Origin of the sequence: Amycolatopsis orientalis DSM 43388 (genome assembly GCF_000411975.1) — a bacterium.
Taxonomy (GTDB): domain Bacteria; phylum Actinomycetota; class Actinomycetes; order Mycobacteriales; family Pseudonocardiaceae; genus Amycolatopsis; species Amycolatopsis orientalis_D.
This window is the reverse complement of the sequence record NZ_ASXG01000097.1, coordinates 1-277: the sequence shown is the minus strand read 5'-3', so window position 1 is coordinate 277 and position 277 is coordinate 1. Positions and strand designations below refer to the sequence as shown.

Here is a 277-nt window from a genome sequence, read left to right as displayed (position 1 = left end):
CGGCATACGAGATGACGCGCAAGGCCCGGAAGGTGGAGCTGACCGAGGATGTAGAGATGACGGTGGGCCCAGTACAACTCAGCGTGCCGGACAGCAACCGGGTAATGGCCGGGTTCGAAAAGGATCTTGCAGCGGATGCGTTCAATCGGCTACCAGAACGATGGCAGACAGTGCTCTGGTTAACCGAGATTGAGGGTAAGACACCAGCTGAAGTGGCTTCCCGCCTTGGCCTGACAGCCAACGGTGTTTCGGCATTGGCATATCGGGCACGTGAAGG

The 277-nt window shown here is 58.5% G+C and carries 1 protein-coding gene; it reads left to right on the top strand.

The genetic code is table 11. From position 1 onward, the window contains the following. Positions 1-32 precede the first annotated feature (32 nt). Positions 33-277 (top strand): RNA polymerase sigma factor (locus L942_RS43000; RefSeq protein ID WP_326929349.1); only part of this gene is annotated, 245 nt, incomplete at its 3' end.